This is a genomic window from Thalassospira sp. ABD4_177 (assembly GCF_056160125.1).
The window spans coordinates 300,675-324,808 of sequence record NZ_JBSWWO010000002.1 but is presented as its reverse complement, the minus strand read 5'-3'; the positions used below and the strand labels follow the sequence as shown (position 1 = coordinate 324,808).

Genomic DNA, 24,134 nt, shown 5'->3' with positions numbered 1-24,134 from the left:
TCTTTGACTGACTCTTGCTCAATTAAATTTAATTATTGCAGTGCCGTAATCATATGGACGCTGGTATTCGCAATGTCTTTTTACCCTAGTGTTCGGCCTCTATGTGCGCCGCATCAAGATATGGGGGATCAGGGTTTCGCCGTAGTCAAAACATGTTGAACCGCGCCGAAAAATGGGCGCATCCTTGCCGTCCTGACGCAAGAAACAGAATAAAAATTCTCGGAGGACGTCCATCATGAAGAAATTTGCCCTTGCTGCCGCATTGATGGCAGCTGTCGGATTTTCCGGCACCGTTCAGGCCGCAGACCTGACATTGCGTATTTCCCTGCAATTGCCGATGAAAAGCCACCTCGGTCAGAACCTGTTGATGTTCAAGAACGAGGTCGAGGAAAAATCAAACGGCGATATCGAAGTCGAGATATACGACTCAGCCCAGCTCTACAAGGACAAGGAAGTCCCGGCAGCGGTGGGATCTGGTGCGATTGAAATGGGTGTCGCGTCGCTGACCCGTTATGTTGGTGATGTCCCGGCAGTCGATATTTTCTATCAGCCGTTTGTCTTTGATTCCGAAGAAAAGGTTCGCAAGGCTGTGGCCAAGGATTCCCCGGTACGCGGTCCGCTTGATGCCGCAATTTCCGAAACCGGATCCACGGTTCTCTGGTGGCAGGCTTATGGTGGGGCGATCATGCTGTCCAAGGACGCCCCGTTGCACGGCCCGGCCGACATGGAAGGCAAAAAGGTACGCGTGTTTGGCAAGACGCTGGGGGACTTCACGGTCGCCGCGGGTGGGGCACCAACACTGATTTCCGGTTCCGAACAGTATATCGCCTATCAGCGTGGTACGGTTGATATCGGCATGACCGGTGTTTCCGGTGTCAAATCCCGCCAGCTTTGGGAAGTCATGGACAACATCACCGTGACCAACCATGCCGATATCGAGTTCATTGTTGTCGTCAACACTGACTTCTGGAACGGGTTGACCGATGAACAGCGCGACATCATCAACACCGCAGCGATGAATGCCGAGGCTGATGTACGCAATCGCATGACCGAGATCGAGGCAGCGGCCTACGCCGCCTCTGAAGAAGCAGGCATGACTGTCTATAAACCGACAGACGAAGAACTGGTCAAATGGCGTGCCGTAGCCCAGCCGGTTTATGACTCCTTCCTGGAAGAAGCCGGTGATCTTGGCAAACAGGTCTTCGACGCCGCCCAGAAATTCTAGATCGTTTGATGTTCATCGGTCGGGTGCCATGTGCCGCGAAAGCGCATGGACGCCGACCGGGGCGTCATAGGTACTTTATCCTGATTTGATCTGTCGTCATCACCGCGGACTGCGTGTGTATTTGTCCCGTCGCGGTGATGGCTTTCCGTCTTCCAACATGCACTGTTTAAAACATGTTTGATCGATTAACGCTTATTCTTGCGTGGGTCGCGGCCATCCTGTTCGTACTGGCGGGCTGCATGCTGACCTACGAAGTGCTGGCACGCTATTTCTTCGTGCGACCGACCATCTGGGCGGCGGAGCTTTCACAGCTGTGTCTGATCTGGGGATCGCTTTTGGGCATGCCCTGGGCGCTGTCGGCGCGTCGCCATATTTCGGTGGATGCGGTGACCCGGCTTCTCGCCCCCAAGGTCCAGCGCCTTGTCGAAATCATCGCCATGGCCTGCATTCTGGCCTTTTCGGTGATGGTGACCATCAAGGGCTGGGAAATTTTCTATGAAAGTTTCGAACGCGGGCGCACCAGCGGCACCATGCTTGATCTTCCGGCATGGATTGCTGAACTGCCGGTTGCCATCGGCTTTGCCCTGCTTGCCATTCAGGCGGTGATTGAAATCATCGGTCTTGCGCGTGGCAAGGATATTCCGAAAGGGGCACACGAATGACGATTGTCCTGACTCTGGCTGCGATGTTCTCGCTGCTTTTGATGCGTGTGCCGGTCGCCTTTGCCCTTGGCGGGCTTGGGCTTGCTATGCTGTTGCTTGGCGGATTTTCACCACTGATGGCCCCGCAGGCGGTCCTGTCTACGCTTGATGGCTTTATTCTTCTGGCCGTGCCGCTTTTCCTTTTGATGTCCAACATCCTGCTGCGTGCGGGTGTCGGCAATGACCTGTTTGCTGCGGTCAGTGCCTGGGTCGGTCATTGGCCGGGCGGGCTTGCGGTGGCGACCATCCTGTCATGTGGTGTGTTCGCCGCCATTTCCGGATCCTCGGTCGCAACAGCCGCGACCATTGGCACGGTAGCCATCCCGGAAATGATCAATCGCGGCTATAACAAGCGGTTTGTCTATGGCTTGCTGGCCGCAGGCGGAACGCTTGGTATCCTGATCCCGCCGTCGATCCCGATGATCATTTACGGCTTTGTCACCGAAGAATCCGTGATCGCGCTGTTCCTGGCCGGGATTGGCCCGGGCATCGCGCTTTTGCTGTTCTTTATCATCTTCTCGATGATCTATGCCCGCATGGGCGGGCAGGAGCTGGAACCCAAAAAGGGCTGGACAGAACGCAAACACGCTACCATCCGCGCCCTGCCATCGGTTGTGCTGGCGGTTTTGATTATTTCCGGCATCTATTCCGGGGCCTTCACCCCGACCGAGGCCGCCGCCATCGGCTTTGCCGCAGCGCTGCTTATTACCGGCCCGATCATGCGGGTCCTGACATGGGACGCGCTGAAAAAGGCGGTGTTTGACAGTATGGCGACCACGGTTGCGATCATTCTGATCATTGCCGGGGCCAAGGTGTTCGGCAAGGCGATCACGCTTTATCGCATCCCACAGGATATTTCGGTGATGATCACGCAAGGGGTCGATACCGAACTTGGCTTTATCCTGATCGTGACCGCCGTGCTTCTGGTCATGGGATTGGTGTTCGAAGCGCTTTCCATGGTGCTCATCATGACGCCGGTACTCTTGCCTGCCGCCCTTGCCCTTGGATTCGATCCGATCTGGTTTGGCGTCTATATGGTGATCATGGTCGAATGTGCCCTGATCACGCCGCCTGTCGGGCTTAACCTCTATGTCATTCAATCGGTCGCCAAGGCCCGGCTGGGCGAAGTGGCCCGCGGTGTTGCGCCGTTCCTGACCCTGATGTTTGTTTGTGCCGCGATTTTGTATCTGTGGCACGATCTCGCCCTTTATATTCCCTTCAAGCTGTAAAGACCGATGACCAACGCAAAATCACCTGCCGATGCCCTGCGTGCCCTGCTTGCCACGGGGGATCTGATTACCATGCCCTGCTGCTTTGATGCGCTTTCCGCCAAACTGATCGAGCAGGAGGGATTCGGCCTGACCTTCATGTCGGGATTTGCCACCTCAGCCGCGCGGATTGGCGAACCTGATCTCGGCCTGATGTCCTATGGCGAGGTCCTTGATCAGGCCAGCAACATTACCGATGCTGTCTCCATCCCTGTGATCGGCGATGGCGATACCGGCTATGGCAACGCCATGAATGTAAGGCGTACCGTCACCGGCTTTGCCAAGGCGGGCTGTTCGGCTGTCATGATCGAAGATCAGCTGGCCCCCAAACGCTGCGGCCATACCAAGGGCAAGGAAGTCGTTGGTCGTGATGAGGCCTTTGACCGCATCAAGGCCGCGGTCGATGCCCGTGAAGCCGGGGCAGATATCCTGATACTCGCCCGCACCGATGCGCGGCATCAGCATGGCCTGTCCGAGGCAATTGAACGTGCGGCAAAATTCAAGGAACTCGGTGCCGACATCCTGTTTGTCGAAGCCCCGAAATCGGTCGATGAAATGCGCACGGTTTGTGCCGAACTGCCCGGCCCCAAGATGGCCAACATCGTCGAGGGCGGCGAAACCCCCGATCTTTCGCCCGAAGAACTCAAGGGAATCGGCTATCAGATCGCGGCTTATCCGCTCTCGCTCATGGCAGCAGCCATGAAGGCAATGGTCGAATGCTTGCAAACCATGAAGCACGGCCAGCCGCGTGACGACAAACTGATGAGCTGGGCGGACCTGCGCCAACGCATCGGCTTTGATGACTATTACGAGGTGTCGGAACGCTATGCCTCCTCGCGCCGCGACGGGTAGGGCGAAGACCGCCAAACAGCCAAAAGAAAACCCCGCAAGCCATGGGCTGCGGGGTTTTCTTTAATGGTGCCGGCAGAGAGACTCGAACTCCCAACCTTCTGATTACAAATCAGCTGCTCTACCAATTATAGCTATGCCGGCGTGAGCGGCGCGAAACATAATCCGGGCTGCCCATGAATGCAAGAGTTTGCAGCAGGGAAATTTACATCCCGTGAAAACCCCTTAAACGCCCGTGTTTGCGGGCTGCGACCTACTTGCGATAGAGCTCGTAAAGCGCGACCGCAGCCGCATTGGAAACATTGAGGCTTTCGATGCGATCCGACATCGGAAGCTTGACCAGAAAGTCACAGCTTTCACGCGTCAAACGCCGCAATCCTTCGCCCTCCGATCCCATGACAATGCCCACACGTCCGCCAAGCTTGGCCTCGGCCAGTGTTTGTGTGGCATAACCATCCATCCCCGCCAGCCAGAAATGCGCGCCCTTAAGCTTATCAAGCGTTTGGTTGAGGTTCCCGGCATGGATATAGGGCACGGTCTCAAGCGCGCCACTGGCCGATTTGGCCAGAACACCGGTTTCCGGCGGCGCGTGACGATCCGGCACAATAACGGCGGATGCGCCAAAGGCGGCCGCACTGCGCAGGATCGCGCCGACATTGTGCGGGTCGGTCACCTGATCAAGGATCAAGACCGTGCATTGCTCAGAATCGCGATGATCGGCAATCAGTTCCTCGACCGAAAGCTGGGGCAGGGGCGCGCAATGCATCGCCATGCCCTGATGCACGGTGCCCGGTGGCAGCATTTCATCAAGGTCGGTGCGTCCGGCCGAATCTACGGCGATGTCGCTGCGATCGGCATCGGCGAGGGCGGCCATGACCTCATCGCGGGTGTTTTCGGTGGCCCAGATTTTGTGAATCGTGCGCTGCGGATTGGCAATTGCCATCATCACCGGGTGACGCCCGAAAAGAATCAGGCGCGAATTGCCCCCCGATCCCCCACCGTCACGACCGCGTTTTCGTCCGCGGCGCGAATTGCCTTCGCGGTTTTCATCGCCTTGCGGGAGCGCATCGGGCGCACCATCGCCGTGATGACGATTTCCTGAACGGGATTTATTGCGACGCGACATAATGGCGGAAACCTCCGGGCCTTGGGGAATACGTAGGGGACCTAATGCAGTTTGCTTCGCCTGATCTGCGAAACTTGGGGAACATATAGGAAAGGAAATACGATTTCGTGCTTTTTTTGCTGTTGACAGGGGAGGGGCCTTCGCCGTATTCCCTCCCTCGCCGCAACGAGGCCGGGGTCAAACCCGGATGGCGTTACGACCCTGATGGAGGGGTGGCAGAGCGGTCAAATGCAGCGGACTGTAAATCCGCCGACTTAGTCTACGCAGGTTCGAATCCTGCCCCCTCCACCATTCTCTCGCCCTCGCGAGAGCTCGCACTAGAAATATGCGGGTGTAGCTCAATGGTAGAGCAGAAGCCTTCCAAGCTTACGACGAGGGTTCGATTCCCTTCACCCGCTCCAATATTATTATGATGCAACCCGTCGGCTCGTGCGGTGGGTTTCTACGTGTTTTTTTGGTTCGGATAATTAGGATCTGAGGGCAATGGCCAAGGAAAAGTTTGAGCGTACAAAACCGCACGTTAACGTAGGCACCGTCGGCCACGTTGACCACGGTAAAACCACGCTGACCGCAGCAATCACCAAAGTTCTGGCAGAAGCCGGTGGCGCTTCGTTCCAGGACTACAACGACATCGACAAAGCACCGGAAGAGAAAGCTCGTGGTATCACGATCTCGACGGCGCACGTTGAGTATGAGACCGAGAACCGTCACTACGCACACGTCGACTGCCCGGGCCACGCTGACTATGTTAAGAACATGATCACTGGTGCGGCACAGATGGACGGCGGTATCCTCGTCGTTTCGGCTGCTGATGGCCCGATGCCGCAGACCCGTGAGCACATTCTGCTTGCGCGTCAGGTTGGCGTTCCGGCTCTCGTCGTCTTCATGAACAAAGTTGACCAGGTCGATGACGAAGAGCTTCTCGAGCTCGTCGAAATGGAAATCCGTGAACTTCTGTCGTCCTACGACTTCCCGGGTGACGATATTCCGATCATCAAGGGCTCGGCTCTTGCTGCTCTGGAAGGTCGCGATGACGAAATCGGCAAAAATGCTATCCTCGAACTGATGGCTGCTGTTGATGACTACATCCCGGCTCCGGATCGTCCGAAAGACAAGCCGTTCCTGATGCCGATCGAAGACGTGTTCTCGATCTCTGGTCGTGGTACGGTTGTGACCGGTCGTGTTGAAACCGGTGTTGTCAAAGTTGGCGAAGAAATCGAAATCGTCGGCATCAAAGACACCGTTAAAACCACCGTTACCGGCGTTGAAATGTTCCGCAAGCTGCTCGACCAGGGCGAAGCTGGCGACAACATTGGCGCGCTGCTGCGTGGTACCAAGCGTGAAGACGTCGAGCGTGGCCAGGTTCTGGCACACGTTGGCTCGATCACCCCGCACACCAAATTCGAAGCAGAAGCCTACATCCTGAACAAGGATGAAGGTGGCCGTCATACGCCGTTCTTCTCGAACTACCGTCCGCAGTTCTACTTCCGTACGACTGACGTAACCGGTTCGATCGAGCTTCCGGCAGGCACGGAAATGGTTATGCCGGGCGACAACGTTCAGATGACCGCAACCCTCATTGCACCGATCGCAATGGACGAAGGTCTGCGTTTCGCAATCCGTGAAGGCGGTCGTACCGTCGGCGCGGGCGTTGTTGCGAAAATCATCGAATAATTTTTGAGATTTTGCACGATTGAGTGCTTGATCTTGGATGTGCGGGCGGCTATAACCCGCCCGCACACCCCGCCACCCGGGCGGGATTTAGTCAGAAAGAAGATAAGCTTTTCAACTTTCTGATGCCTTGTAGGAGTGTAGCTCAGTTGGTAGAGCATCGGTCTCCAAAACCGAGTGTCGGGGGTTCGAGTCCCTCCTCTCCTGCCACTTTTTCCGGGTTGTGAAATAAAGCATTAGAAAGCGGTGTAACCCCGACAATGGCTAAAACGTCGCCAGCACAATTCGTACAGCAGGTTCGCACCGAGGCGAAAAAAGTCTCGTGGCCGTCCCGTAAGGAAACGACTGTTTCGACCATTATGGTATTCGTAATGGTTGCTCTTGCGTCTGTTTTCTTCTTTGTTGTCGATCAGCTCCTCGCATGGGGTGTTAAGCTGGTCTTTGGTGTTGGGGGTTAAGTCATGGCGCATCGCTGGTACGTTTTGCACGTTCACTCCGGTTTTGAGAAAAAGGTCGCCCAGTCGATCCGCGAGCAGTCCATCAAGAAAGGTCTTGAGGGCGAAATCGAAGAGGTCCTGGTTCCGACCGAAGAAACTGTCGAGATGCGTCGCGGCACCAAGGTCAATGCCGAGCGGAAGTTTTTCCCGGGCTATGTCCTGCTGAAGATGGATCTCACCGACGAAAGCTGGCATCTGGTCAAGAACACCGCCAAGGTTACCGATTTCCTCGGCAGCCGTGGCAAGCCGATGCCGATTTCCGAAAAGGAAGCTCAGCACATTCTGCATCAGGTGCAGGAAGGTGTTGATCGTCCGAAGCCGACCATCGCATTCGATATTGGCGAGGAAGTTCGCGTTTCCGACGGTCCGTTTGCATCGTTTAACGGTATCGTCGAAGGGGTTGATGAAGAACGTGCACGCCTGAAGGTGTCTGTTTCGATCTTCGGTCGTTCAACTCCGGTCGAGCTGGAATACACCCAGGTCGAGAAGCTTTAAAAAGCGATCTTGAAAATTTAAGTCGCTGCCTGTATACGCAGGCAGCAATCAAGGCGCGGGAGGTCAGTCATGGCCGGACCGCGCGCTTCTTTAAGAGGTACTCTAATGGCGAAGAAAATCGACGGCTATCTTAAGCTGCAGATTCCCGCCGGCAAAGCCAATCCGTCGCCGCCTGTCGGCCCGGCTCTTGGTCAGCGCGGCGTGAATATCATGGAATTCTGCAAGGCGTTCAACGCAGCGACCCAGCAGATGGAACCTGGTATGCCGATTCCGGTCGTCATCACCGTTTATTCCGACCGTTCCTTCTCCTTTATCCACAAGACCCCGCCGGCATCCTACTTCCTGAAAAAGGCAGCAGGCATCGCCAAGGGTTCCGGTACCACCGGTAAAGGCTATGTTGGTAAAGTAACCAAAGCACAGGTCAAAGAAATCGCAGAAGCCAAGATGGCTGACCTCAACGCATTTGACGTTGATGGCGCGATGGCAATGATCGAGGGCTCTGCCCGTGCGATGGGTCTCGAGGTTGTGGAGTAAGACGATGGCCAAGACTGGTAAACGCCTTGCCCAGGCCTATGAGGGCATCGACCGTAACACCCAGTACGAACTCGCAGCTGCTGTGAAGCTCGTCAAAGAAGGTGCGAAAGCCAAATTCGATGAAACCATCGAAATGGCCATGAACCTTGGTGTTGATCCGCGTCACGCTGACCAGATGGTCCGTGGTGTTGTTTCCCTGCCGCATGGTACCGGTAAAACCATGCGCGTTGCTGTCTTCGCAAAAGACGCCAAAGCAGAAGAAGCCCAGAAAGCTGGTGCAGACGCTGTTGGTGCCGAAGACCTGATGGAAGCAATGCAGAAAGGCGATCTGAACTATGATCGCGTTATTGCAACCCCGGACATGATGGCTGTTGTCGGCCGTCTCGGTAAGGTACTCGGCCCGCGCGGCCTGATGCCGAACCCGAAACTCGGCACCGTCACCATGGATGTTGCGACCGCCGTTTCCGATGCCAAAGCTGGCCAGGTCCAGTTCCGCGCCGAGAAAAACGGTATCGTTCATGCAGGTATCGGCAAGGCATCGTTCAGCGAAGAGCAGATCCTTGAGAATGCAAAAGCATTCGTAAACGCGATCGTTAAAGCAAAACCGACTGGCGCAAAAGGGACCTACCTTGAGCGTGCAGCGCTGAGCTCCACCATGGGTGCTGGCGTCAAGCTGTCGATTGCAGACATCGCTTCGAAGTAAGAATTTTCGAATTCTGACCGGTCTTCGGATCGGTCAGGACCGGAGAGGGCACCGTGCCCTCTCTACCTGTCTGTCCCAGACTGCAGGTGAGTGGGATTTGCCACTCTTAATTCCCTGCATAGGCAGAGGTTCCGGTTCTTAGGTTTTCCCCATCGGGGATTCACACAAGGCTTGAACATCTGGCAAACGGACGGGCGTAACAGACCGGTTCGAAAGGACTGGTCGCGTCTGTGAACCTCCTTGTGGGGTTCAGGGCAATAAGCAATGTCGGAGACTAAAAGTGAACCGCGATGAAAAACAACAGTTCGTAGCAGAAATGCGCGAAGTGTTCGAAGGTGCGGAAGGCGTCGTCATCACCCAGTATAAGGGTCTGACGGTTGCTGAAATTACCGCTCTTCGTGCACAGATGCGTGAAGCTGGTGCGGGCTTCAAGGTCACCAAAAACCGGCTTACGCGACTTGCTCTGGAAGGCACCAAATTTGCTGGTCTTGCAGACTACTTCACTGGCCCGACCGCGATTGGCTATTCCGCCGATCCGGCTTCGGTCGCGAAAGTAGCTTCGAAGTTCGCAAAATCCAACGAGAAGCTCGTGCTTGTCGCTGGTGCTATCGGCGAACAGGTTCTGGATGAGCAGGGCGTTAAAGCTCTGGCAGAACTGCCGTCGCTGGACGAACTTCGTGGCAAGCTGGTGGGTATGATCCAGACCCCGGCACAGCGTATCGCTACGCTGACCTCCAAGCCGGCGGGCCAGATCGCCCAGGTGCTGAAGGCATATGCCGACAAAGGCGAAGCCGCGTAAACCAAACTAATCAGATATCCCAGATATCTAAGTTCAAGCCTAGGAGTATAGTAAAATGGCCGATCTTAAGGCACTCGTTGAAGAGCTTTCGAAGCTCACCGTTCTTGAAGCTGCAGAACTTTCCAAACTTCTCGAAGAAGAGTGGGGCGTTTCCGCCGCTGCTCCGGTAGCTGTTGCTGCTGCTGGTGGCGCTGCTGCCGGTGGCGATGCCGCTGAAGAAAAAACCGAATTTGACGTCGTTCTGACCTCTGCTGGTGACAAGAAAATCAACGTCATCAAAGAAGTCCGCGGCATCACCGGTCTTGGCCTCAAAGAAGCCAAAGAACTGGTTGAAGGCGCTCCGAAAGCCGTCAAAGAAGGCGCTGCTAAGGACGAAGCCGAAGAAATCAAGAAGAAGCTGGAAGAAGCCGGCGCAACCGTCGAACTCAAGTAATCGACGGCTTCTTGCCAAGGTCTGGGTCGGCGTCCTCTGGGCGCCGACCCTTCCGTCTCTGTGCTTCCCGGCAATCGGGTCAGGTGGGTACAGCGGCGCGAACAGGAATTTAACGGTTGACGCTGCCAAAGGTAATCGTACATAACGTAAGGCCGTTTAGGTCAGAGGTTATCTTTGACGGCGTCGACAGCCGAGGGATCAGTGATCTCAATCAAGTTGGATGTCAAATAACATCCACGGTCATAATCAAGTGAACGCCCGCCCCGTACGGGGCTCGGGCGTCGTTGTGCTGTACGCGTTTTGTGCGACTCGCAGGCGTGGCAGAGCAGGGACGAACGAGTTCGGACGGTGTGGGGAGGCGCGATTAAAGGAACGATGATGGATAAGTCCTTTACTGGTCGAAAGCGCATCCGCAAAAGCTTTGGACGGATCAGCGAAGTCGCTCCGCTCCCGAACCTCATCGAGGTTCAAAAGAATTCCTACGATAAGTTTTTGCAGACCGGAATCTCGCAGGAGCAGCGGGACGATGCAGGTCTTCAGGAAGTATTCAAGAGCGTCTTTCCGATTAAAGATTTTTCGGAACGCGCAACTCTTGAATTCGTTTCGTATGAGCTTGAGCAGCCCAAATACGATACCGAAGAGTGTCGCCAGCGTGGCATGACCTTTGCCGCACCGCTGCGTGTAACTCTGCGCCTGGTTGTCTGGGATATCGACGAGGACACGGGCGCACGCTCGATCCGCGATATCAAAGAGCAGGACGTCTATATGGGCGACATGCCGCTCATGACCGAACACGGTACCTTTATCGTGAACGGCACCGAGCGTGTGATTGTTTCCCAGATGCACCGCTCGCCGGGTGTCTTCTTCGATCATGACAAGGGCAAGAGCCACAGCTCGGGCAAATATCTGTTTGCCGCACGTGTCATTCCGTATCGTGGTTCCTGGCTCGATTTCGAATTCGATGCAAAAGACATTCTCTATGTCCGTATCGACCGTCGCCGCAAACTGCCGGCGACCACGCTGCTTATGGCTCTGGAAAATGCAGAGTCCCAGGAACTGCGTGCACAGCGTGCCGAAGAAGGCCGCTCTGTCGATCCGTCGGAAATCGAAGGTCTGACCCCGGAAGAAATCCTCAACTATTACTATGAGTCGGCTGAATACCGCCGCACCAAGGATGGTTGGGTTACCGATTTCACCGCAGACCGTTATATCGGCCAGAAACTTGTCTTTGATCTGATTGATGCCAAAAGCGGCGAAGTTGTTGCTGCTGCCGGCTCGAAGATCACCAAGCGTTCCGCCAACAAGATCACCGAAAAAGGCGTCACCGAGATCCTCGTACCGGAAGACCAGCTCAATGGCTGGTTCATGGCCGATGACCTCATTGACGGCGAAACCGGCGAGATCCTGGCAGAAGCTGGTCACGAACTGACCGAGGAAGTGTTCGAGCAGCTTAAAGAATGGGGTGTTGATTCCGTTCGTCTGCTGATGATCGACCACAACCAGGTTGGTCCGTATCTGCGTAACACCATGGCGCTGGACAAGAACAGCAACCGCGAAGAAGCCCTTGTGGACATCTATCGCGTGATGCGCCCGGGCGAACCGCCGACCCTCGAGGGTGCGGAAGCCATGTTCAAGGGCCTGTTCTTCGATGCAGAGCGTTACGATCTTTCCGCGGTTGGTCGCGTGAAGATGAATGCGCGTCTGAACCTGGAATGCGAAGACACCGTTCGTATCCTGCGTCGCGAAGACATTCTGGAAGTCGTCCGTGTTCTGATCGACCTGAAAGACGGTCGGGGCGAGATTGACGATATTGACCACCTCGGTAACCGTCGTCTGCGTTCGGTTGGCGAGCTGATGGAAAACCAGTTCCGCGTTGGTCTGCTGCGTATGGAACGTGCGATCCGTGAGCGTATGAGCTCGGTCGAGATCGACAACGTCATGCCGCATGACCTGATCAATGCCAAGCCGGTTGCGGCTGCTGTGCGTGAATTCTTCGGCTCTTCGCAGCTGTCACAGTTCATGGACCAGACCAACCCGCTTTCGGAAATTACCCACAAACGTCGTCTGTCGGCGCTTGGCCCGGGTGGTTTGACCCGTGAGCGTGCCGGCTTTGAAGTCCGTGACGTGCATCCGACCCACTATGGTCGTATCTGCCCGGTTGAAACGCCGGAAGGTCCGAACATTGGTCTGATCAACTCGCTGGCGACCTTTGCCCGCGTCAACCAGTACGGCTTCATCGAAAGCCCGTATCGTAAGGTTGTCGACGGCAACGTCACCGCAGAGGTTGTTTACCTCTCGGCGATCGAAGAAGGCCGTTATGTCATCGCACAGGCGAACGAACCGCTTAACGATGACTTCAGCTTCACGAACGAACTGATCAACACCCGTAAAGCCGGTGACCACTACATGGCCCGCTCCGAAGAGATCGACCTGATGGACGTCTCGCCGAAGCAGCTGGTATCGGTCGCATCCGCGCTCATTCCGTTCCTTGAGAACGATGACGCGAACCGCGCACTGATGGGCTCGAACATGCAGCGTCAGGCGGTTCCGCTGATCCGCTCTGAAGCACCGTATGTCGGGACCGGTATGGAAGTTCCGGTGGCACGTGATTCGGGTGCAACCCTGATCGCACGCCGTGATGGTGTTGTTGAATCCGTTGACGCGACCCGTATGGTTATCCGCGCAACCGGTGACATTGCCGCTTCGGAATCGGGTGTCGATATCTACACCCTGCTGAAATATCAGCGTTCCAACCAGGGCAGCTGCATCAACCAGCGTCCGCTGGTGAAAGTTGGCGATGTCGTCGAGAAGGGTGACATCATCTCGGATGGTCCGTGTACCGATATGGGTGAACTGGCTCTCGGCCGTAACGTGCTCGTCGCGTTCATGCCTTGGAACGGTTACAACTTCGAGGATTCCATCCTTCTGTCCGAACGTATTGCCCGTGATGACGTTTACACCTCGATCCACATCGAGGAATTCGAAGTCATGGCCCGCGATACCAAGCTCGGTCAGGAAGAAATCACCCGTGATATTCCGAACGTCGGTGAAGAAGCGCTCAAAAACCTCGACGAGGCGGGCATTGTCTACATCGGTGCGGAAATCAAGCCGGGCGATATCCTTGTCGGTAAGGTAACGCCGAAGGGCGAAAGCCCGATGACGCCGGAAGAAAAACTTCTGCGCGCCATCTTCGGTGAAAAGGCATCTGACGTTCGCGATACGTCGCTTCGTGTCCCGCCGGGACAGTTCGGTACCATTGTTGAAGTCCGCGTGTTCTCACGTCGTGGCGTTGACAAGGACGAACGTGCCCTGGCGATCGAACGCGCCGAGATCGAACGTCTCGCACAGGACCGCGATGACGAACGCGCGATCCTTGAGCGTAACTTCTATGGTCGTCTGCAGAACCTTCTGGTCGGTCAGAAACTGGTTGATGGTCCGAAGGGCCTGAGCGGTGAACTGACCGAAGAAAGCCTGTCGGGTGTTGCCCGCGGTCTTTGGCGCCAGATCGCTGTCGCAGATGACAATGTCATGTCCGACATCGAAGCTCTGAAAAAACAGTTCGAAGAATCGATTGCTGTTCTTCAGGCCCGCTTCGATGACAAGGTCGACAAACTGCAGGCCGGCGACGAACTGCCGCCGGGCGTGATGAAGATGGTCAAAGTCTTTGTCGCAGTTAAACGTAAAATGCAGCCGGGTGATAAAATGGCCGGCCGTCACGGGAACAAGGGTGTCGTATCGCGCATTATGCCGGTCGAAGACATGCCGCACCTTGATGACGGTACGCCGGTCGATATCGTTTTGAACCCGCTGGGTGTTCCGTCGCGTATGAACGTCGGCCAGATCCTTGAAACCCACCTCGGTTGGGCATCACGTGGTCTGGGCGAACAGATCGGCGATCTCGTCGATGCTGTTGCCGATGGTCGTGGCGAGATGGATGACCTGCGCAGCAAGCTCAATGATGTCTATGAAGGCGACGAATATGTTGCTGGCATCAAAGAACTTTCTGATGGCGATGTCATTGAACTTGGTAACAACCTGCGTCGCGGCGTCCCGATGGCCACCCCGGTCTTCGACGGTGCCCGTGAGCCGGATGTTGTTCGTATGCTTGAAAAAGCAGGCCTCGATGGTTCTGGCCAAGTCGACCTCTATGACGGTCGTACCGGTGAGAAATTCCATCGCAAGGTGACAGTGGGCTATATCTACATGCTCAAACTGCACCACTTGGTCGACGACAAGATCCACGCACGTTCGATTGGTCCGTACTCTCTTGTTACCCAGCAGCCGCTGGGTGGTAAGGCGCAGTTCGGTGGCCAGCGTTTCGGGGAGATGGAAGTGTGGGCACTCGAAGCTTACGGTGCTGCATACACCCTTCAGGAAATGCTCACGGTCAAGTCGGACGACGTTTCGGGCCGTACCAAGGTCTACGAAGCCATTGTTCGCGGCGAAGACACGTTTGAAGCTGGCATTCCGGAATCCTTTAACGTTCTCGTTAAAGAACTCCGTTCGCTTGGCCTCAATGTCGAGCTTGAGCAAAACGAGTACTAAGTGTTTGGCTGACAGGGGTGCCCATCCGGGCATCCCGGTCGCCATATGCATCTTTCGGCCTGAAATTGGCGAAACCCGGCGAGACCGGGCATAGCGGGAGAGCCTTTATGAACGAGTTGATGAAGATCTTCGGGCAGCCGCAGGGCACCCAGAGCTTCGATCAGATCCGGATTCAGATTGCCAGCCCGGAGCGTATCCGCTCCTGGTCCTTCGGCGAGATCAAGAAACCGGAAACCATCAACTACCGGACCTTCAAACCGGAGCGCGACGGCCTGTTCTGTGCGCGCATTTTTGGTCCGGTGAAGGATTACGAATGCTTGTGCGGCAAGTACAAGCGTATGAAGTATCGCGGCATTATCTGTGAGAAGTGCGGCGTAGAAGTGACTCTGGCCAAAGTACGTCGCGAACGTATGGGCCATATCGAACTGGCGGCACCTGTTGCCCATATCTGGTTCATGAAGTCGCTGCCGAGCCGTCTGGGTCTGCTGCTGGACATGACGCTCAAGGATCTTGAGCGCATTCTGTACTTCGAAAACTATGTGGTTATCGAACCGGGCCTGACCCCGCTCAAGATGGGTGAGCTCCTGTCCGAAGACCAGTATATGACCGCCCAGGAAGAATATGGCGAAGACAGCTTCCGCGCCGGCATCGGTGCAGAAGCCATCCGCGATATGCTTTCGGCGATCGACCTTGATGAAGAACGCGAAACCGCGAAACTCGACCTCAAGGAAACCAATTCCGAAGCCAAGCGCAAGAAGCTGGTCAAGCGTCTCAAGCTGATTGAGGCCTTCCAGGAATCCGGAGCGCGCCCGGAATGGATGATCCTTGAAGTGATCCCGGTCATTCCGCCGGAACTGCGCCCGCTGGTTCCGCTGGATGGCGGTCGTTTCGCGACCTCGGATCTCAACGATCTGTATCGTCGTGTGATCAACCGTAACAACCGTCTGAAGCGCCTGATCGAGCTTCGTGCGCCTGATATCATCGTGCGTAACGAAAAACGTATGCTTCAGGAATCGGTTGATGCGCTGTTTGACAACGGCCGTCGCGGTCGTCCGATCACCGGTGCCAACAAGCGTCCGCTCAAATCGATGTCGGACATGCTTAAAGGTAAGCAGGGTCGTTTCCGTCAGAACCTTCTGGGTAAACGCGTCGACTATTCCGGTCGTTCGGTTATTACCGTGGGTCCGAACCTGAAACTGCACCAGTGCGGTCTGCCAAAGAAAATGGCCCTCGAGCTGTTCAAGCCTTTCGTTTACGCGAAACTGGAACTCTACGGGATGGCCACCACCATCAAAGCTGCAAAGCGCATGGTGGAAAAAGAGCGCGCCGAAGTTTGGGATATCCTCGAGCAGGTTATCCGTGAACACCCGGTCATGCTCAACCGTGCACCGACGTTGCACCGTCTTGGCATTCAGGCGTTCGAGCCTACCCTGATCGAAGGTAAGGCCATCCAGCTGCACCCGCTCGTTTGTACTGCGTTTAACGCGGACTTCGACGGTGACCAGATGGCTGTCCACGTACCGCTGTCGCTTGAAGCTCAGCTTGAAGCACGTACCCTGATGATGTCGACCAACAACATCCTGTCCCCGGCATCGGGTAAACCGATCATCGTGCCGTCGCAGGATATTGTCCTTGGCCTGTACTACATCTCCATGGAGCGTGAAGGTCAGCCGGGCGAGGGCATGTCGTTTGTCAATATCGCCGAGATCGAGCAGGCTCTGGATGAAGGTGTCGTAAACCTGCATTCCAAGGTCAATGCCCGTTACCACACGGTTGATGAAAACAACGAACCGATCACCGTTCGTGTTGCCACGACCCCGGGTCGCATGTTGCTGTCGGAACTTCTGCCGCGTCATCCGCGCATTCCGTTCTCGACCATCAACAAGCTGCTCACCAAGAAAGACGTCTCGAACGTTATCGACGTCGTCTATCGTCACTGTGGCCAGAAAGAGACCGTTATCTTTGCTGACCGCATGATGGGCCTCGGTTTCAACTGGGCATGTAAAGCCGGTATTTCGTTTGGTAAGGATGACATGATTATTCCGGACGCCAAGGAAACCCTGGTTGGCACGACCCATGAAAAGGTCAAGGAATACGAGCAGCAGTACCAGGATGGTCTCATCACCCGTGGTGAGAAATACAACAAGGTTGTTGACGCCTGGGCACAGTGCACCGACGACGTTTCCGAAGCGATGATGAAAGTCATCTCGGCGACGGCAGAAGGTGACAATGTGAACTCGGTTTACATGATGGCGCACTCCGGTGCCCGTGGTTCTGCCGCCCAGATGCGTCAGCTGGCTGCTATGCGTGGCCTGATGGCGAAACCGGATGGCTCGATCATTGAGACGCCGATTATTTCGAACTTTAAAGAAGGCCTGACCGTGCAGGAGTACTTCAACTCCACTCACGGTGCTCGTAAAGGTCTTGCTGATACCGCACTGAAAACGGCGAACTCGGGTTACCTTACCCGTCGTCTCGTTGACGTGGCCCAGGACTGCATCATCACTCAGCATGATTGCGGTACCGACCGTGGCCTCGACATCGCAGCCGTCGTCGACTCCGGTGAGGTTATCGAAACCCTGTCTGATCGTATCCTCGGTCGCTTCACCGCCGACGAGATTGTTAATCCGTCGACCGGCGAAGTCATTGTGCCGAAAAACACGATGGTCGAAGAAGATCATCTTGATGTGATCGAAAAGGCAGGCGTCGAAATGGCGCGTATCCGCTCGGTTCTGACCTGTGACGCCGAAACCGGTGTTTGCGGCCATTGCTATGGTCGTGACCTGGCACGTGGTACCACGGTCAACATCGGTGAAGCTGTCGGTGTTATCGCCGCACAGTCGATCGGTGAACCGGGTACCCAGCTGACCATGCGTACGTTCCACATTGGTGGTGCCGCGCAGCGTGGTGCAGAAGTTTCCGGTGTCGAAGCCAACTTCGATGCGACCGTGAAGCTGAAGAACCGCGCGGTTGTCGAGAACTCGTCGGGCGTGAACATCGTCATGGCGCGTAACCTCGAAATCATGCTGATCGACAAAACCGGTCGTGAACGTGCGAAATACCGCGTTCCGTATGGTGCGAAACTTCTTACCGATGAAGGTGACCAGGTTACCCGTGGCCAGAAACTGGCTGAATGGGATCCGTACACCTTGCCGATCATCACCGAGAAAGAAGGTTACGTGAACTATGTCGACCTTCTCGAGAACGTAACCATTCGCGAAGTCTATGACGAAGCGACCGGTATCGCCTCGAAAACGGTTATCGACTGGAAGAGCATGCCCAAGGCATCCGACCTCAAGCCGCGCGTTACCCTGCGCAATGAGGCCGGCGAAGTCATCAACCTGGATAACGGCCTTGAAGCCCGTTACTTCCTGTCGGTTGATGCTATTCTCTCGGTCGAGAACGGTCAGAAGGTCGCGGCTGGTGACGTGCTCGCACGTATCCCGCGTGAAGGTTCGAAAACCCGTGACATTACCGGTGGTCTGCCGCGTGTTGCCGAGCTGTTCGAAGCCCGTAAACCGAAAGAACACGCAATTATCTCGGACATTCCGGGGCGCGTCGAATTCGGCAAGGACTACAAGAACAAGCGTCGCGTCGTGGTTCATCCGCTCGAAGACTCGGGTCTGACCGAACCGGTCGAATACCTGATCCCGAAAGGCAAGCATCTTGCCGTTCAGGAAGGGGACTTCGTCGAACAGGGCGATCAGCTTCTCGATGGTTCACCGGTTCCGCACGATATTCTGCGTGTTATGGGCGTTCCGGCGCTGGCAGATTACCTGGTCAACGAGATCCAGGAAGTCTACCGTCTGCAGGGCGTGAAGATTAACGACAAGCACATCGAAGTCATCGTTCGTCAGATGCTGCAGAAAGTGGAAATCACCAAACCGGGTGACACCACGCTTCTGGTTGGCGAAATCATTGACCGCGTTGATTTTGATACCGAAAACGAACGTGCTCTTAAAGAAGGCGGCGAACTGGCCGAAGGCGCACCGGTCCTCCAGGGGATCACCAAAGCCTCGCTCCAGACGCACTCCTTCATTTCGGCCGCGTCGTTCCAGGAAACCACGCGCGTTCTTACCGAAGCAGCTGTTTCGGGCAAAACCGATACTCTTATCGGTCTGAAAGAGAACGTCATCGTGGGTCGTTTGATCCCGGCTGGTACCGGTGCGGTGATGAACCGCTTCCGTGCACTGGCTGCCGAACGCGACAAATCGGTACAGATCGAGGCAGAAGAGGAAATCGGCGACAACTTCGGTCCGCAGGCCGATGCCGACACCGCTTCACTGCCGGCAGGCGAATAAGTTCGTCGCGCCAGACAGTTAAAAGAATCAGGAACGAGCCGGACTCTTATCGACGCACCGGCTCGTTTCGGCGTTTGAAGCGCCAACTCGAAGGCCCAGAGGGTTTTGCTTGACGCAAAAGGGGGCCGTCACTAGTATGCGCCCACCGAATCTAGGGGGGTGTAGCTGTGCCGGTGCCGTTTTGTGCGGTAGCGGGCGGTTTTCGCCCCCCATCGCTTGAGTGCGACTCTGATGGCCGTCGAGGCAGGAACTCCTGCTTTTATGGGCGTCCGCGCGTGTTTTTGTACGAAGTGCAAAGACGCGTGGTCGCTCGTCGTGCGTCGATATGAGCAGCGCCCTCGTGGCGTCCGTTGAAGTAAAAGGGAAAGTTAATGCCCACTATTAACCAGTTGATCCGCAAATCGCGGACTCCGCGCACCCAGCGCGATATGGTTCCGGCACTGGAAGCATGCCCGCAGAAACGCGGCGTTTGCACCCGTGTCTACACCACCACCCCGAAGAAGCCGAACTCGGCACTTCGTAAGGTTGCTCGTGTTCGTTTGACCAACGGCTACGAAGTAACGTCTTACATTCCGGGTGAAGGCCACAACCTGCAAGAACACTCCGTCGTCATGATCCGCGGCGGCCGTGTAAAGGATTTGCCGGGTGTGCGTTACCACATCATTCGCGGTACCCTCGATACGCAGGGTGTCAAAGACCGTAAACAGCGTCGTTCGAAATACGGCGCCAAGCGTCCGAAATAAGGAGCAGCTCAGATGTCACGTCGTCACGCTGCTGAAAAGCGCGAAGTTCTGCCTGACGCCAAATATGGCGATAAGGTTCTGACCAAGTTCATGAACGGTCTGATGCTCGACGGTAAAAAATCCGCCGCAGAAAAGATCGTTTATGGTGCACTGGAAGTCATGGAAGGCAAGGGTGCAGACCCGGTTGCCCAGTTCCACGAAGCCATGGATAACGTGAAGCCGAACGTCGAAGTTCGCTCGCGCCGTGTTGGTGGTGCTACCTACCAGGTTCCGGTTGAAGTTCGTACCGAGCGTCGTCAGGCGCTGGCCATTCGTTGGCTGGTTGACGCTGCTCGCAAGCGTTCCGAAACCACCATGGTTGGTCGTCTCGCCGGTGAACTGATGGACGCAGCCAACAACCGTGGCTCGGCCGTCAAGAAACGTGAAGACACCCACCGTATGGCCGAAGCCAACAAGGCTTTCGCTCATTATCGCTGGTAACCCAGACCTCAAGATCAAGAGTCGATTATGGTAAAACGCACTCCGATCTCTCGGTATCGTAACATCGGCATCATGGCCCACATTGATGCTGGTAAAACGACGACCACCGAGCGAATCCTTTTCTACACCGGTAAGTCCTACAAGATCGGCGAAGTCCACGACGGCGCCGCGACCATGGACTGGATGGAACAGGAACAGGAACGTGGCATTACGATTACGTCTGCTGCGACGACCTGCTTCTGGAACGACCACCGGGTCAACATCATCGATACCCCGGGCCACGTTGACTTCACCATTGAAGTTGAACGTTCGCTCCGTGTTCTCGATGGTGCCTGCGCAGTCTTCGATGCCGTTTCCGGTGTTGAGCCGCAGACCGAAACCGTGTGGCGCCAGGCTGACAAGTACAACGTTCCGCGTATGTGCTTCGTCAACAAAATGGACCGTACCGGTGCGGACTTCTTCCGCTGCGTCGAAATGATCAAGGAACGCCTTGGTGCCAATGCCGCTGTCATGCAGCTGCCGATCGGTGCCGAAGGTGATTTCGAAGGTGTTGTCGATCTGGTTCGCAACCAGGAAATCGTCTGGAAAGACGAAAGCCTCGGTGCAGAATTCGAATATCGCGACATTCGTGATTCCCTTGCTGACCAGGCCGCAGAATACCGCGAATCCCTGATCGAGCAGGCCGTCGAGTGCGACGAAGAAGCTATGGAAGCTTACCTCGAAGGTGAGCAGCCGAGCGAAGAGAAGCTCAAAGAGTGCATCCGTAAGGGCACGATTGCTGGCGAACTTGTTCCGGTCCTTCTGGGTACCGCGTTCAAGAACAAAGGCGTTCAGCCGCTTCTCGATGCTGTTGTCGACTACATGCCGGCACCGGACGACATCGAAGATGTTCGTGGCGTCAAGCCGAACACCGAAGATGAGCCGGATTCGCGCCCGCTGACCGACGAAGCACCGTTCTCGGCACTTGCGTTCAAGATCATGAGTGACCCGTTTGTCGGTTCGCTGACCTTCGCACGTATCTATTCGGGTGTTCTCGAAGCTGGTTCCTACGTTCTGAACTCCGTTAAGGAGAAAAAAGAACGTATCGGCCGTATGCTTCTCATGCATTCGAACAACCGCGAAGAAATCAAATACGCTTGCTCGGGCGACATCGTTGCTCTGGTTGGCATGAAGGACACCACCACTGGTGATACCCTTTGTGACCCGGCCAAGCCGATCATCCTCGAGCGCATGGAATTCCCGGATCCGGTTATCGAAATCGCTGTTGAGCCGAAATCGAAAGCCGACCAGGAAAAAATGGGTCTCGCCCTGGCACGTCTTGCTCAGGAAGATCCGTCGTTCCGTGTTAAATCCGACCACGAATCCGGCCAGACCATCATTTCCGGTATGGGCGAGCTTCACCTCGACATTCTTGTTGATCGTATGAAGCGTGAATTCAAAGTCGAAGCAAACATCGGCGCGCCGCAGGTTGCTTATCGTGAAACCATCTCGAAAGAAGTCGATATCGACTACACCCACAAAAAACAGTCGGGTGGTTCGGGGCAGTTCGCACGTATCAAGCTTACCTTCACCCCGGGTGAACCGGGTTCGGGCTTCTCCTTCTCCGATACCGTTGTTGGCGGTAACGTTCCGAAGGAATACATCCCGGGCGTACAGAAAGGCTTGGAAAGCTCGCTGCAGAGCGGCGTGATCGCAGGCTTCCCTGTAACCGATTTCTCGATCAAGCTGACCGATGGTGCATACCACGACGTTGACTCGAGCGTCATGGCCTTCGAAATCGCTGCCCGCGCAGCATTCAAAGAAGGTCTGTCGAAAGCTTCTCCGAAGCTGCTCGAGCCGATCATGAAGGTCGAGGTTGTGACCCCGGAAGAATACATGGGCGACATCATTGGCGACCTGAACAGCCGTCGTGGCCAGGTCCGAGACATGGACTCACGTGGTATTGCGCGCGTTGTTAACGCGTTCGTACCGCTGGCCAACATGTTCGGTTACGTCAACAACCTGCGCTCCATGTCCCAGGGCCGTGCCCAGTTCGTGATGCAGTTCGATCACTATTCAGACGTCCCGCAGGCAGTTGCGGACGAAGTCAAAGCCAAGTCGGCCGGCTAAGGCCCAGCCAGAATAAACGGAGTTAGAAATGGCTAAAGAAAAGTTTGAGCGTACAAAACCGCACGTTAACGTAGGCACCGTCGGCCACGTTGACCACGGTAAAACCACGCTGACCGCAGCAATCACCAAAGTTCTGGCAGAAGCCGGTGGCGCTTCGTTCCAGGACTACAACGACATCGACAAAGCACCGGAAGAGAAAGCTCGTGGTATCACAATCTCGACGGCACACGTTGAGTATGAGACCGAGAACCGTCACTACGCACACGTCGACTGCCCGGGCCACGCTGACTATGTTAAGAACATGATCACTGGTGCGGCACAGATGGACGGCGGTATCCTCGTCGTTTCGGCTGCTGATGGCCCGATGCCGCAGACCCGTGAGCACATTCTGCTTGCGCGTCAGGTTGGCGTTCCGGCTCTCGTCGTCTTCATGAACAAAGTTGACCAGGTCGATGACGAAGAGCTTCTCGAGCTCGTCGAAATGGAAATCCGTGAACTTCTGTCGTCCTACGACTTCCCGGGCGACGATATTCCGATCATCAAGGGCTCGGCTCTTGCTGCTCTGGAAGGTCGCGATGACGAAATCGGCAAAAATGCTATCCTCGAACTGATGGCTGCTGTTGATGACTACATCCCGGCTCCGGATCGTCCGAAAGACAAGCCGTTCCTGATGCCGATCGAAGACGTGTTCTCGATCTCTGGTCGTGGTACGGTTGTGACCGGTCGTGTTGAAACCGGTGTTGTCAAAGTTGGCGAAGAAATCGAAATCGTCGGCATCAAAGACACCGTTAAAACCACCGTTACCGGCGTTGAAATGTTCCGCAAGCTGCTCGACCAGGGCGAAGCTGGCGACAACATTGGCGCGCTGCTGCGTGGTACCAAGCGTGAAGACGTCGAGCGTGGCCAGGTTCTGGCACACGTTGGCTCGATCACCCCGCACACCAAATTCGAAGCAGAAGCCTACATCCTGAACAAGGATGAAGGTGGCCGTCATACGCCGTTCTTCTCGAACTACCGTCCGCAGTTCTACTTCCGTACGACTGACGTAACCGGTTCGATCGAGCTTCCGGCAGGCACGGAAATGGTTATGCCGGGCGACAACGTTCAGATGACCGCAACCCTCATTGCACCGATCGCAATGGACGAAGGTCTGCGTTTCGCAATCCGTGAAGGCGGTCGTACCGTCGGCGCGGGCGTTGTTGCCAAGATCATCGAATAATTTTTCTCTTGATCTTTGTGAAGCGGGCGGCTATTTAAGCCGCCCGCAACACTTTTGCGGCAATCGTCAACTCCAGTTGAGGGGCCGGTGTCCTTTTGAGGGCTCCGGTACATAATTACATGGATAGTCAGAACATTCGCATTCGCCTCAAGGCGTTTGACCATCGCGTGCTGGATCAGTCCACGCGTGAGATCGTCAATACGGCGAAGCGCACTGGCGCAGAGGTCCGCGGCCCGATTCCGCTGCCGACCCGCATTGAAAAGTATACTGTTCTGCGGTCTCCGCACGTGAACAAGAAATCACGCGAACAGCTCGAAATCCGTACGCACAAGCGTCTTCTCGACATTGTCGACCCGACCCCGCAAACCGTCGATGCTCTTATGAAGCTCGACCTTGCGTCCGGCGTCGATGTCGAGATCAAACTTTAATCGGGAGT

Annotated in this window: 19 protein-coding genes and 4 tRNA genes; 21 read left to right on the top strand and 2 right to left on the bottom strand. The window is 55.7% G+C overall.

What is annotated here, in order from left to right:
• Positions 1-235 precede the first annotated feature (235 nt).
• The 4 genes from ACXAF0_RS14300 (at position 236) to ACXAF0_RS14285 (ending at position 4,046) form a co-directional block, all read left to right on the top strand.
• The gene (locus ACXAF0_RS14300) at positions 236-1,225 is read left to right on the top strand and encodes a TRAP transporter substrate-binding protein (RefSeq protein ID WP_475346527.1); all 990 of its coding nucleotides are present in this window, start codon (positions 236-238) and stop codon (positions 1,223-1,225) included.
• Positions 1,226-1,398: 173 nt separating this feature from the next.
• Positions 1,399-1,887, top strand: a complete 489-nt coding sequence (locus ACXAF0_RS14295) for a TRAP transporter small permease (RefSeq protein WP_475346526.1) — start codon at positions 1,399-1,401, stop codon at positions 1,885-1,887.
• Entirely contained in the window at positions 1,884-3,155 is a 1,272-nt protein-coding gene (locus tag ACXAF0_RS14290) for a TRAP transporter large permease (RefSeq protein ID WP_475346525.1), read from the top strand. Before ACXAF0_RS14295 ends, ACXAF0_RS14290 begins: the two co-directional genes overlap by 4 nt.
• 6 nt (positions 3,156-3,161) lie before the next feature.
• On the top strand, positions 3,162-4,046 hold the full coding sequence (locus ACXAF0_RS14285) for an isocitrate lyase/PEP mutase family protein (RefSeq protein WP_475346524.1): 885 nt from the start codon (positions 3,162-3,164) through the stop codon (positions 4,044-4,046).
• Positions 4,047-4,110: 64 nt separating this feature from the next.
• Here the strand turns inward: ACXAF0_RS14285 and ACXAF0_RS14280 are convergent.
• Both ACXAF0_RS14280 and rlmB read right to left on the bottom strand, forming a co-directional pair.
• A tRNA-Thr gene (locus tag ACXAF0_RS14280) sits at positions 4,111-4,187 on the bottom strand.
• Positions 4,188-4,296: 109 nt separating this feature from the next.
• A complete protein-coding gene (gene rlmB / locus ACXAF0_RS14275; protein ID WP_475346523.1) occupies positions 4,297-5,169 on the bottom strand; it encodes a 23S rRNA (guanosine(2251)-2'-O)-methyltransferase RlmB in 873 nt (290 codons plus the stop codon).
• Between the two features lie 206 nt (positions 5,170-5,375).
• Here rlmB and ACXAF0_RS14270 point away from each other — a divergent pair.
• From ACXAF0_RS14270 to rpsJ, 17 genes are all read left to right on the top strand, one after another.
• Positions 5,376-5,460: transfer RNA gene (locus ACXAF0_RS14270), tRNA-Tyr, on the top strand.
• Positions 5,461-5,496: 36 nt separating this feature from the next.
• Positions 5,497-5,570, top strand: a tRNA-Gly gene (locus ACXAF0_RS14265).
• 82 nt (positions 5,571-5,652) lie between these two features.
• Complete coding sequence (gene tuf / locus ACXAF0_RS14260; RefSeq protein WP_475346515.1) at positions 5,653-6,843, top strand: elongation factor Tu; 1,191 nt, start codon at positions 5,653-5,655, stop codon at positions 6,841-6,843.
• A 131-nt stretch (positions 6,844-6,974) separates the two neighbouring features.
• Positions 6,975-7,050, top strand: a tRNA-Trp gene (locus tag ACXAF0_RS14255).
• Positions 7,051-7,100: 50 nt separating this feature from the next.
• On the top strand, positions 7,101-7,298 hold the full coding sequence (gene secE / locus ACXAF0_RS14250; RefSeq protein WP_022734396.1) for a preprotein translocase subunit SecE: 198 nt from the start codon (positions 7,101-7,103) through the stop codon (positions 7,296-7,298).
• Positions 7,299-7,301: 3 nt separating this feature from the next.
• A complete protein-coding gene (gene nusG, locus ACXAF0_RS14245; RefSeq protein WP_033068684.1) occupies positions 7,302-7,832 on the top strand; it encodes a transcription termination/antitermination protein NusG in 531 nt (176 codons plus the stop codon).
• A gap of 105 nt (positions 7,833-7,937) precedes the next feature.
• Positions 7,938-8,366, top strand: a complete 429-nt coding sequence (gene rplK, locus ACXAF0_RS14240; protein WP_475346522.1) for a 50S ribosomal protein L11 — start codon at positions 7,938-7,940, stop codon at positions 8,364-8,366.
• A 4-nt stretch (positions 8,367-8,370) separates the two neighbouring features.
• Positions 8,371-9,069 carry a 50S ribosomal protein L1 gene (rplA, locus tag ACXAF0_RS14235; RefSeq protein WP_475346521.1) on the top strand — a complete coding sequence of 233 codons (699 nt, stop codon included), beginning with the start codon at positions 8,371-8,373 and terminating at the stop codon, positions 9,067-9,069.
• Between the two features lie 280 nt (positions 9,070-9,349).
• On the top strand, positions 9,350-9,868 hold the full coding sequence (gene rplJ, locus ACXAF0_RS14230) for a 50S ribosomal protein L10 (RefSeq protein ID WP_475346520.1): 519 nt from the start codon (positions 9,350-9,352) through the stop codon (positions 9,866-9,868).
• A 55-nt stretch (positions 9,869-9,923) separates the two neighbouring features.
• Positions 9,924-10,301 (top strand): 50S ribosomal protein L7/L12, encoded by a 378-nt coding sequence (gene rplL / locus ACXAF0_RS14225; protein WP_475346519.1) that lies wholly within the window; start codon positions 9,924-9,926, stop codon positions 10,299-10,301.
• Positions 10,302-10,679: 378 nt separating this feature from the next.
• Entirely contained in the window at positions 10,680-14,846 is a 4,167-nt protein-coding gene (gene rpoB / locus ACXAF0_RS14220; protein WP_475346518.1) for a DNA-directed RNA polymerase subunit beta, read from the top strand.
• A gap of 107 nt (positions 14,847-14,953) precedes the next feature.
• The gene (gene rpoC, locus ACXAF0_RS14215) at positions 14,954-19,147 is read left to right on the top strand and encodes a DNA-directed RNA polymerase subunit beta' (protein WP_475346517.1); all 4,194 of its coding nucleotides are present in this window, start codon (positions 14,954-14,956) and stop codon (positions 19,145-19,147) included.
• Positions 19,148-19,518: 371 nt separating this feature from the next.
• Positions 19,519-19,890, top strand: coding sequence for a 30S ribosomal protein S12 (gene rpsL / locus ACXAF0_RS14210; protein WP_007092427.1), 372 nt, complete (start codon positions 19,519-19,521; stop codon positions 19,888-19,890).
• Between the two features lie 12 nt (positions 19,891-19,902).
• Entirely contained in the window at positions 19,903-20,370 is a 468-nt protein-coding gene (rpsG, locus tag ACXAF0_RS14205) for a 30S ribosomal protein S7 (RefSeq protein WP_062955413.1), read from the top strand.
• 27 nt (positions 20,371-20,397) lie between these two features.
• Complete coding sequence (gene fusA / locus ACXAF0_RS14200) at positions 20,398-22,479, top strand: elongation factor G (protein ID WP_475346516.1); 2,082 nt, start codon at positions 20,398-20,400, stop codon at positions 22,477-22,479.
• A 28-nt stretch (positions 22,480-22,507) separates the two neighbouring features.
• Entirely contained in the window at positions 22,508-23,698 is a 1,191-nt protein-coding gene (gene tuf / locus ACXAF0_RS14195; RefSeq protein ID WP_475346515.1) for an elongation factor Tu, read from the top strand.
• Positions 23,699-23,817: 119 nt separating this feature from the next.
• Entirely contained in the window at positions 23,818-24,126 is a 309-nt protein-coding gene (gene rpsJ, locus ACXAF0_RS14190) for a 30S ribosomal protein S10 (protein ID WP_008892173.1), read from the top strand.
• Positions 24,127-24,134 lie beyond the last annotated feature (8 nt).

Bases quoted from the DNA above. Each gene is read 5' to 3' on its own strand.
- ACXAF0_RS14290 (WP_475346525.1), top strand. From the start codon at position 1,884: ATGACGATTGTCCTGACTCTGGCTGCGATGTTCTCGCTGCTTTTGATG.
- ACXAF0_RS14295 (WP_475346526.1), top strand. From the start codon at position 1,399: ATGTTTGATCGATTAACGCTTATTCTTGCGTGGGTCGCGGCCATCCTG.
- rplA (WP_475346521.1), top strand. From the start codon at position 8,371: ATGGCCAAGACTGGTAAACGCCTTGCCCAGGCCTATGAGGGCATCGAC.
- rplL (WP_475346519.1), top strand. From the start codon at position 9,924: ATGGCCGATCTTAAGGCACTCGTTGAAGAGCTTTCGAAGCTCACCGTT.
- rpoB (WP_475346518.1), top strand. From the start codon at position 10,680: ATGGATAAGTCCTTTACTGGTCGAAAGCGCATCCGCAAAAGCTTTGGA.
- rlmB (WP_475346523.1), bottom strand. From the start codon at position 5,169: ATGTCGCGTCGCAATAAATCCCGTTCAGGAAATCGTCATCACGGCGAT.
- fusA (WP_475346516.1), top strand. From the start codon at position 20,398: ATGGTAAAACGCACTCCGATCTCTCGGTATCGTAACATCGGCATCATG.
- rplK (WP_475346522.1), top strand. From the start codon at position 7,938: ATGGCGAAGAAAATCGACGGCTATCTTAAGCTGCAGATTCCCGCCGGC.
- tuf (WP_475346515.1), top strand. From the start codon at position 22,508: ATGGCTAAAGAAAAGTTTGAGCGTACAAAACCGCACGTTAACGTAGGC.
- ACXAF0_RS14300 (WP_475346527.1), top strand. From the start codon at position 236: ATGAAGAAATTTGCCCTTGCTGCCGCATTGATGGCAGCTGTCGGATTT.
- rpsG (WP_062955413.1), top strand. From the start codon at position 19,903: ATGTCACGTCGTCACGCTGCTGAAAAGCGCGAAGTTCTGCCTGACGCC.
- ACXAF0_RS14285 (WP_475346524.1), top strand. From the start codon at position 3,162: ATGACCAACGCAAAATCACCTGCCGATGCCCTGCGTGCCCTGCTTGCC.
- secE (WP_022734396.1), top strand. From the start codon at position 7,101: ATGGCTAAAACGTCGCCAGCACAATTCGTACAGCAGGTTCGCACCGAG.
- tuf (WP_475346515.1), top strand. From the start codon at position 5,653: ATGGCCAAGGAAAAGTTTGAGCGTACAAAACCGCACGTTAACGTAGGC.
- rpsJ (WP_008892173.1), top strand. From the start codon at position 23,818: ATGGATAGTCAGAACATTCGCATTCGCCTCAAGGCGTTTGACCATCGC.
- rpoC (WP_475346517.1), top strand. From the start codon at position 14,954: ATGAACGAGTTGATGAAGATCTTCGGGCAGCCGCAGGGCACCCAGAGC.
- rpsL (WP_007092427.1), top strand. From the start codon at position 19,519: ATGCCCACTATTAACCAGTTGATCCGCAAATCGCGGACTCCGCGCACC.
- nusG (WP_033068684.1), top strand. From the start codon at position 7,302: ATGGCGCATCGCTGGTACGTTTTGCACGTTCACTCCGGTTTTGAGAAA.